Origin of the sequence: Flavobacterium caeni (assembly GCF_900101895.1) — a bacterium.
In the GTDB taxonomy this organism is placed as follows: Bacteria; Bacteroidota; Bacteroidia; order Flavobacteriales; family Flavobacteriaceae; genus Flavobacterium; species Flavobacterium caeni.
This window is the reverse complement of the sequence record NZ_FMVF01000036.1, coordinates 1-7484: the sequence shown is the minus strand read 5'-3', so window position 1 is coordinate 7484 and position 7484 is coordinate 1. Positions and strand designations below refer to the sequence as shown.

Genomic DNA, 7484 nt, shown 5'->3' with positions numbered 1-7484 from the left:
AAACCTTAATCGCGTTCAGGACTTCAATAATATCTTTCTCAGGACCGATTACTTTTTTATTTTCGATAAGCGCTGTGATTTGCTCCTCGCTTAATGTATTTCCCTCGATTTGAAGTGAAGAATGAATGGTTTTGATTTTGTTTTGTTTGCGTAGCGTTGGAGATTGCTTATTGAGATAATTTGCATTGACTTCTCCAATCATTTCAGATATTGCAGTAATTAATTCTAAAATATTTTGATTCAGGTCGTAAGGGGGTTTCATTTTGATGCTATCATTTGATGCTATCAAAGATAGTCGTTTTTGTGTTACGTTAGTTCTCGGCTATTGCAAATAACGTTTCGCGCATTTGCGTGGTCGCGTCAGCGCGAACTGAGTTCTCTCTGCCAAGATAGAATTTTCTTCGTGAACGAACAATTTCCTGCTACCGAAATCTCCGCAATCGCGACTTAGCGAGGGTTATGAGCTGGTTTTGTTATGATCTAACTAATTTAATTTCTGTTTCACCTATAGAAATAATCTGATACCGATGAGAATAGATAAATTCTTTCGCGCCTTTTTTATTTTCGCCAAATAACCACAAATATTCTTTGGAAGAAAGTTTATCAATTTTATATTCATAATGAACTTTCTTTTTGCCTCGATGTATAATCGCTTTTCCATTAGATTTAAATTCCAAATATCCTTTAGCTTTATTTTTTACTTTCAAAACCTTTTTTAGTAACGCTATTGAGTCGATTGGAAGTTTGTCAATTTGTAAATTTTCATCCCATTTTCCAGTAAGCAATTTTGAGAATTGAACGTTTAGTTCATTTTTTTTATTCTCGAGTTCACTTAGATATTTTTTGAATATGTTTTCTTTAATGTCAAAAAAAGTATAACCTCCCCAATCACAAAACTTGCGGACTACAATTTTCTCACCGTCAACTTCAATCACATAGTATTGAACGTATGAGCTTGTAAATTCTTCGGAACAATCTTTTTTGTAATTTTTTGCTAATTCTAAAAATGCGTTCAAGATTTCGACATCAGAATTACTTAATAAGGTGGTTGAAGATAATAACGCGTTTGTATCCGGATTAGAAATCGTTCCGTAAACCTTTCCCTTAACATTCTTAAAGACAATTTCTTCAACGGCGTAACTTTCATCGCCATAAGTATGTTCAATTTTAAGCGCATGAGAAAAATTAGCGATTTGAGCAAAACTGTCAAATGCCGTAAGAAAAATTAAAATTAGCAGTATTTTTTTCATTGTCGTTTATTACGCGGCTTCCTAAAAACTTGCTCATAACGTTAGCTCGCTAAGCGCGGTTGCGGGTCAAAGCGAACTGAGTTCTCTCTGCCAAGATAGAATTTTCTTCGTGAACGAACAACTTCCGGCTACCAAAATCCCCGCAATCGCGACTTAGCGAGGGTTAGCGGTAGCTTCTAGAAAATTTGTCAATTTTTTTTGATTTATAGCAATTAAATTAGCAAACAGAAGGAGAAGTGAAACTACAAAAATTAACGCCATAAATATTAAAAAAAAGTAGTCTACCATCCCTACATCCTTTGCAAAATATACTCGTTCAGTTTTCTTTATCCTTTGGAAATTTAATTTAGAGTCAAGAATTCTTTCGTCAAATACAATTTTAAATTCTTTACTTTTTCTCCCAAACATCAATTCTATGCCATAATAGTTGTTTTTTACGAAGTCTTCTGCTTTTCGATAAGATTGCGACAAAGAAGTTTTAGTGTATTCAATGTTTTTTCCAGTTTGAGAATTGAAGCCAGCCAAGTCGTATTTATCTACATTCACAATGTCATGAATGAAAAACAATGAAAAGCCGGCCATTACAAGTGAATATAATATTGATCGAGAAGCGTTTTTGATATCGTCGCCTTTTATCTGTTTTATTTCTGGTAGGTTAGCGATTCTATGAAAAAAATTCAATTTAAAACTTTGAGTGTTGTCGGAACTACTTTTTTCAACTAAACCTTCAAACTCAAAAAATTCTTTACTTTTAAGAAGCCCGAAGTTCAGTAAAATTTTTTCCTTGGTTACGTTCGCGTCTATATTTAAGCCTTTACTCTCTCTAGTAATTTTAAAGTTAAGCCAGTTATAATCATGTACGGCAATTTCAATTTCATTATTATCGTCTGTTAAATCTTTATCTCCATAGCAAATTATACTACCTTTTATATAGGAAATTTTGCTATTAATTTCCGTATCATCATATGTGATTTTTAAATTGTTGAAATTTTTGAGAAGATCTTCTTGGAGATTAATTTGCCTTTCCTCAACATAAAACAATTTTGTTTTTCGACTTCTTAAATATATTATTAGCCCAGGAACGCCGAAAATAATTGTTAGAATTAATGAAATGTAATCCATGTTTTTGCTTTTTAAGTTACCGCTAACGTTTCGCCGGTAAGCGAAGTTGCCGACCCAAGCGAAGCAGAGTTCTCTCTGCCGAAGATAATGTTTCTTCGTGAAATAACAACTTCCGGCTACCGAAATCCCGGCAATTTTGCTTACCGGCTGTTAGTGGCAGTGCATTTGATTTAAAGCGTTATAGGCATTATATCCCATTCGCTATTTAACAAACGGTGGATATAACAACGGTCGGCTTGTTTTATCAATTCTTCTTTCTGCTCTTCGGAAAGATTACCTTCAATAATCATTTTAATTTGAATAGTGGTTTTTAGCCCTCCTTCCCCTCTTGCTACTTCTTGCACTAGTTCGGCTGTTACATTCTCTATCTCCCAGTTGTTTTTGCGAGCAATAAAACGGACAGTTCCGACTTTGCACATTGCCAAACCGCTTAAAACAAGTTCTGAGGGTGCTAAACCTAAATCTGTTCCTTTACTTGTGATAGGTTCGTCACCAATAATGGTGTGCTTACCATTAGTGATAATACTTTGGAAGCCTTCTTCAATGTTTTTAATTTTAATTACTGTTGCCATTTTTATATAAATTTAGATTCTAAAAGTTTAATTTTATCAAATATAATAGGAGGATAATATGAATGTGCATCTGCACAAATAGTGCATTTTCCAGTTTTAATATTAATATCGTCATCAAGGTCTTGATAAGGAAAAATATTGAATAATAATTCGTGTTGCAAAAGATTTCTATAAAATAAAATATGTTGTGATTTTGAAGAAATAGTATCAATGCGATTGAATAATTCTTCTGCACTTTTCAAAATACTTAATAATTCTCTTACTCCATCATACATAAGTACATCATCTGTATTATGAATATCTACTTTCATTTGTTCCAAATCATTTAAGAAACATTTTATGGCTCTTTTTCCATACAACAGTTGTTTTCCATTTGCATCAGAAAACTCATAACTGAAATTTTTTATTGTTTCTTGAAAGAAAGAATAAAAAGTCCGTATTTGTTCTGTTTTGTGTTGTTGTTCTTCCTTTATATTGTCTTTTTCTATTTGATTTTGCACTATGCCATTTGCTGAAAGTTGAGCTTTTAACGCTAAATATAGAAGTATAGAGCCAATGAGTTGAGAAATAGGATTTGTTATACCGCCAATCGCATCGCCAACAACGCCAAAATTACCAATGCCTGTTTTATTGAGCAATGGAAGTAGTAATGGAAATAAAAATGTTAATAAAATACCAAAAAGCAAGAGCCATTTTGCATTTTTATCAAGACTATTTTTCATTCTTTATTTTTTAAATTGCTTCATTAAAAATTTATGTCTTCGTCCATTATTTCTTTAGTTTATCCTGATAAAGCGATTTTAATTTTGCTAATTTTGGATTTATTACTGCCATACAATAACCAGTTTCGCTATTGCGATTGTAATAGTCTTGGTGATTGGCTTCTGCCTTATGGAAATGTTCAAACATTTTCACTTCTGTTACTATCATATCATCGTAGGCAGATTGAACATCTTCAATGACCTTTAATGCTTGCATTTTTTCATCGTCTGTTCTGTAAAAAATAATGCTACGATATTGTGTTCCTCTATCAGCACCTTGTTTATTTATAGTCGTAGGATTGTGAGTAGTTAAATGGATTTTCACTAAATCTTCAAAGCTAATTTCAGAAGGTAAATAAGTAATTTCAATTACTTCAGCGTGACCAGTAGTTCCAGAACAGACTTCTCTATATGTAGGATTTATAATTTCACCACCACTATAACCACTCTCTACATTTACAACTCCTTTTAATTGCTGAAACATAGCTTCTGTGCACCAAAAACAACCACCACCAAATGTAACTTTTTTCTCATCAGATTTTACTTTTTTCAGAGCAACAGCATTTATGCAAAATCTCAATCCACTTGGCATAGGACCATCTTGAAACACGTGACCTAAATGAGCATCACAAGTGCTACAAGTTGTCTCTATTCGATACATACCAAACGTAACATCTTTGATATAATTGATTGTATTCTCTTTTATCGGCTGTGTAAAACTAGGCCACCCAGTTCCACTTTGAAATTTTTCTTCGCTGTCAAAAAGTACAGTGTTACAACAAACACAGGCATATTTGCCGGGTTCAAACAAATTGCACATTTCGGAGCTATGAGCTCTTTCTGTTCCTTTTTTACGAGTTACGTAAAATTGTTCTTCGGTAAGAAGTGATTTCCATTCCTCTTCCGATTTTTCTATTCTTTGGTCTGGGTTAAGATTGCCATTATTGGCTAATCTTATTACATCTATCCATTTTTGCATATAAAATTTATTTAATTGTTTGTAAAAATTCAATTGCTTTTTCGGTATTCAAATGAAAATCATTGAATACTACTTTTCCTTCTTGGTTTATAAAAATAAACCAAGGAGTTCCTCCTGTTCTATAATGATACATTACTGTTGAAATATTTTGCGTGCTTTCATCTCCTTCATCTTGTCCAAAAGGAATTTCCAACTTATACTGCTTTTGTGTTTCTTTTAGCTTTTCAAAAGTATTTTGATTTTTACCTTCAAACACTGATTGAATAGCAAAGAATTTAATAGCTTGGTTGTTTTTTAATGCAGTGACCATTTGTTGTAACGAAGGCAAGCCTATTTTATGACAGCCAGGACACCAACTTTGAAAACAATACAAAACAATAAACTTTCCTTTAAAATTAGATAATTGTATAGGTTCAGTATCTTTTCCATTTGCATCAATCCATTTAAATTTTTCCAGTTCTGGGGCATCAAATCCCTCTATACCATATTTTTTATTATTCATTTACCATTTTTATTTATAAGTAATTTAAACACAGATTTCGCAAATCTAACATATTCATTTGCTTTTAAGTCAAATACTACCCATTTGTAAATGTTTCCATATGGACACAATGGAGCATTTGTTTCGCTTCCACTACGTAATTCGTATCTATTTGGATCTATATCATATTCTACTTTTCTTATCCTTTTCAATTCAGGTTTCATTGTTCCTTGTTTTGGCTTGGCATTGCCACTAACGTTATCTCGCTAACCGAAGTCGCGGTCAAAGCGAGCCGAGTTCTCTCTGTCGAAGATAATGTTTCTTCGTGAAACCACAACTTCCGGCTACCGAAAACCCGCGATTTTGGTTAGCGAGGGTTAGTAGCCGTTTAACTTTCTAACTCTTTTAAAATTTTATTTACATCTTCTTCTGTTGAGCTCAATTTGGCTTTGCAAATTTTTATCAACTGAGTTGCTCTTTTTACTTTTTCTGAAAGTTGATCAACAGAAATTTCACCTTGCTCGATCTCTGAAACAATCGTTTTTAATTCTTCAAATGCAGTTGCGTAATTTTCGTTATCCATTATTTTTGTTTTTTACAATACTTGAAATTTTACCATTAAAAACTTTAGTTTCTATTAAATCTCCTTCAGAAACTTCAGAAATATCTTTTACAGCTTTACCATTGTGTAGAGTAATGCTGAAACCTCTTTTTAAGATGTTTATTGGATCTAAAATTAGCAAATTTCGTTCTAGATTATTGATGTTTAATCGATCTTGCTTGAACGTGTTAGTGGTTTGTATTTGTAAATTAACCTTTAATTGCTCAAGAATTAACGCATTTTGTTTTAATTTGAAAATAGAAGATTTAAAAACTTGATCATTGTAATAGTTTACGTAACCAATATTTGTCTTTAACATGAATTGCGAATGTTGACTTATTAATTTTTTAGCATTCTCTACTTCGTTTCTATTTTTAAGAATAATAGTTTCGGTAACTGATCGAAATAACTTTGCTTCAGATTGGACTCTTGTTTTTTCTTCGCTAAGAATTCGTTTAGATTTGTCTATAATCAAATCTTTAGCTCGTTCAACAGGCACAGAAAAATTATGGAATTTTTGAATTAAAAACTCGGCGATTTTTGTTGGTGTGATAGCATTTTGATAGGAAACCATTTCAGAAACAGTTTCATTTGTTGCATGACCAATTCCTGTAATTATAGGAATTGGGAAAGTGGCGATAGCTTTTGATAATTCAAAATCGTTATAGCACGAAAGACCGACGTCGCCTCCGCCTCCGCGAATTATTGCAACGACATCAAAATGGTGGATTACTTTTTCAATTCTCTTTAATTGAGTGATAATTCCAGGAATGGCTTTTTCACCTTGGAGTAATGAAGGAAACAGATAGTGGAAAAATTTATAATTCCATGAGTTTTCCTCTAAAACTTTCAAGAAGTCTGCATAACCTTTACTAGTTTCAACTGAAATTATAGCAATACGTTTAGGAAGTAAGGGTAATTTACGAGTTTTATTCAATGAGAATATTTTTTCTGCATTCAGCTTTTCAATTGTTTCTTGTTTCTCTTTTTCTAAATCTCCTAAAGTGAAACTAGGATCAATATCAATTATTTGTAGCGAAATACCGTAGACTGGATCAAAACTTATCTTAGCTAAAAATAATATCTTAATTCCGTCTTTCAACGGTTCTTTTAATGTGCGGATAAAATTTCTATTAATATTGTTATAATCGTCTCGCCATAGATTTGACTTTATCTGGGCAATTACTTTACCTTCAAACTTTTCAACCAATTCTGGATAACAATGTCCTGAATGACTATAATGATTGAGTTTATTCATTTCAGCCTTTACCCAAAAAGAACTTCTGTACCTTTCAGAAATTGTCTTTTGAACACTTTTGGTAACTTCCAAAAGGCTAAAAATTTTTCTGTCATTTAAAATTTCGGACATTTATAGATGTCGTGGATTCAAGACCTTAATGCAACAAAGGTCATTTAATAAAAATCTAAATTAGTTTAATTTTTTTATTCTCGATCTTTTTTCTTTCGCGTTTCATCATCTCGTTTGGGGTTAGAAAACCGAGTACTTTTCTGGGCCTGTTGTTGAGCTTGTTTTGTGCTTCCAGGAGCTGCTCTTTGGACACATTTGAGAAGTCTGTTTTCTTCGGAAAAAACCGTCTGATTAATCCATTGGTGTTTTCGTTTGTCCCGCGTTCCCACGACGAGTATGGATTGGCGAAATAGATGTTCATACCGGTGTTGTTTTCGAGCCATTTGTGGTTGGCCATTTCCATGCCGTT

The 7484-nt window shown here is 32.7% G+C and carries 10 protein-coding genes and 1 pseudogene; all 11 read right to left on the bottom strand.

All coding sequences use genetic code 11. From position 1 onward, the window contains the following. Positions 1 to 262 (bottom strand): annotated as a pseudogene (locus tag BLP55_RS16005) (Fic family protein); the annotation flags it as partial. 211 nt (positions 263 to 473) lie between these two features. Beyond that, positions 474 to 1250 carry a hypothetical protein gene (locus tag BLP55_RS16000; RefSeq protein WP_091147151.1) on the bottom strand — a complete coding sequence of 259 codons (777 nt, stop codon included), beginning with the start codon at positions 1248 to 1250 and terminating at the stop codon, positions 474 to 476. 153 nt (positions 1251 to 1403) lie between these two features. Further along, positions 1404 to 2372 carry a hypothetical protein gene (locus BLP55_RS15995; RefSeq protein WP_091147148.1) on the bottom strand — a complete coding sequence of 323 codons (969 nt, stop codon included), beginning with the start codon at positions 2370 to 2372 and terminating at the stop codon, positions 1404 to 1406. A 170-nt stretch (positions 2373 to 2542) separates the two neighbouring features. After that, complete coding sequence (locus BLP55_RS15990; RefSeq protein WP_028123739.1) at positions 2543 to 2944, bottom strand: OsmC family protein; 402 nt, start codon at positions 2942 to 2944, stop codon at positions 2543 to 2545. A gap of 2 nt (positions 2945 to 2946) precedes the next feature. After that, positions 2947 to 3666 carry a hypothetical protein gene (locus tag BLP55_RS15985; RefSeq protein ID WP_069797534.1) on the bottom strand — a complete coding sequence of 240 codons (720 nt, stop codon included), beginning with the start codon at positions 3664 to 3666 and terminating at the stop codon, positions 2947 to 2949. A 46-nt stretch (positions 3667 to 3712) separates the two neighbouring features. Further along, positions 3713 to 4684, bottom strand: coding sequence for a peptide-methionine (S)-S-oxide reductase MsrA (msrA, locus tag BLP55_RS17365; RefSeq protein WP_069797541.1), 972 nt, complete (start codon positions 4682 to 4684; stop codon positions 3713 to 3715). A 7-nt stretch (positions 4685 to 4691) separates the two neighbouring features. After that, entirely contained in the window at positions 4692 to 5186 is a 495-nt protein-coding gene (locus BLP55_RS15975) for a peroxiredoxin family protein (RefSeq protein WP_028123737.1), read from the bottom strand. After that, on the bottom strand, positions 5183 to 5389 hold the full coding sequence (locus BLP55_RS16880) for a hypothetical protein (protein WP_069797536.1): 207 nt from the start codon (positions 5387 to 5389) through the stop codon (positions 5183 to 5185). The genes BLP55_RS15975 and BLP55_RS16880 overlap by 4 nt, the downstream gene beginning before the upstream one ends. A gap of 164 nt (positions 5390 to 5553) precedes the next feature. Next, a complete protein-coding gene (gene xseB / locus BLP55_RS15970) occupies positions 5554 to 5748 on the bottom strand; it encodes an exodeoxyribonuclease VII small subunit (RefSeq protein ID WP_170826900.1) in 195 nt (64 codons plus the stop codon). After that, positions 5741 to 7096, bottom strand: a complete 1356-nt coding sequence (gene xseA, locus BLP55_RS15965) for an exodeoxyribonuclease VII large subunit (protein WP_211516843.1) — start codon at positions 7094 to 7096, stop codon at positions 5741 to 5743. The genes xseB and xseA overlap by 8 nt, the downstream gene beginning before the upstream one ends. Positions 7097 to 7190: 94 nt before the next feature. Then, positions 7191 to 7484: IS30 family transposase (locus tag BLP55_RS15960; RefSeq protein WP_139149783.1), on the bottom strand; the 294-nt coding region annotated here is incomplete at its 5' end.

Bases quoted from the DNA above. Each gene is read 5' to 3' on its own strand.
- xseB (WP_170826900.1), bottom strand. From the start codon at position 5,748: ATGGATAACGAAAATTACGCAACTGCATTTGAAGAATTAAAAACGATT.
- msrA (WP_069797541.1), bottom strand. From the start codon at position 4,684: ATGCAAAAATGGATAGATGTAATAAGATTAGCCAATAATGGCAATCTT.
- BLP55_RS15975 (WP_028123737.1), bottom strand. From the start codon at position 5,186: ATGAATAATAAAAAATATGGTATAGAGGGATTTGATGCCCCAGAACTG.
- BLP55_RS15985 (WP_069797534.1), bottom strand. From the start codon at position 3,666: ATGAAAAATAGTCTTGATAAAAATGCAAAATGGCTCTTGCTTTTTGGT.
- BLP55_RS15990 (WP_028123739.1), bottom strand. From the start codon at position 2,944: ATGGCAACAGTAATTAAAATTAAAAACATTGAAGAAGGCTTCCAAAGT.
- BLP55_RS15995 (WP_091147148.1), bottom strand. From the start codon at position 2,372: ATGGATTACATTTCATTAATTCTAACAATTATTTTCGGCGTTCCTGGG.
- BLP55_RS16880 (WP_069797536.1), bottom strand. From the start codon at position 5,389: ATGAAACCTGAATTGAAAAGGATAAGAAAAGTAGAATATGATATAGAT.
- BLP55_RS16000 (WP_091147151.1), bottom strand. From the start codon at position 1,250: ATGAAAAAAATACTGCTAATTTTAATTTTTCTTACGGCATTTGACAGT.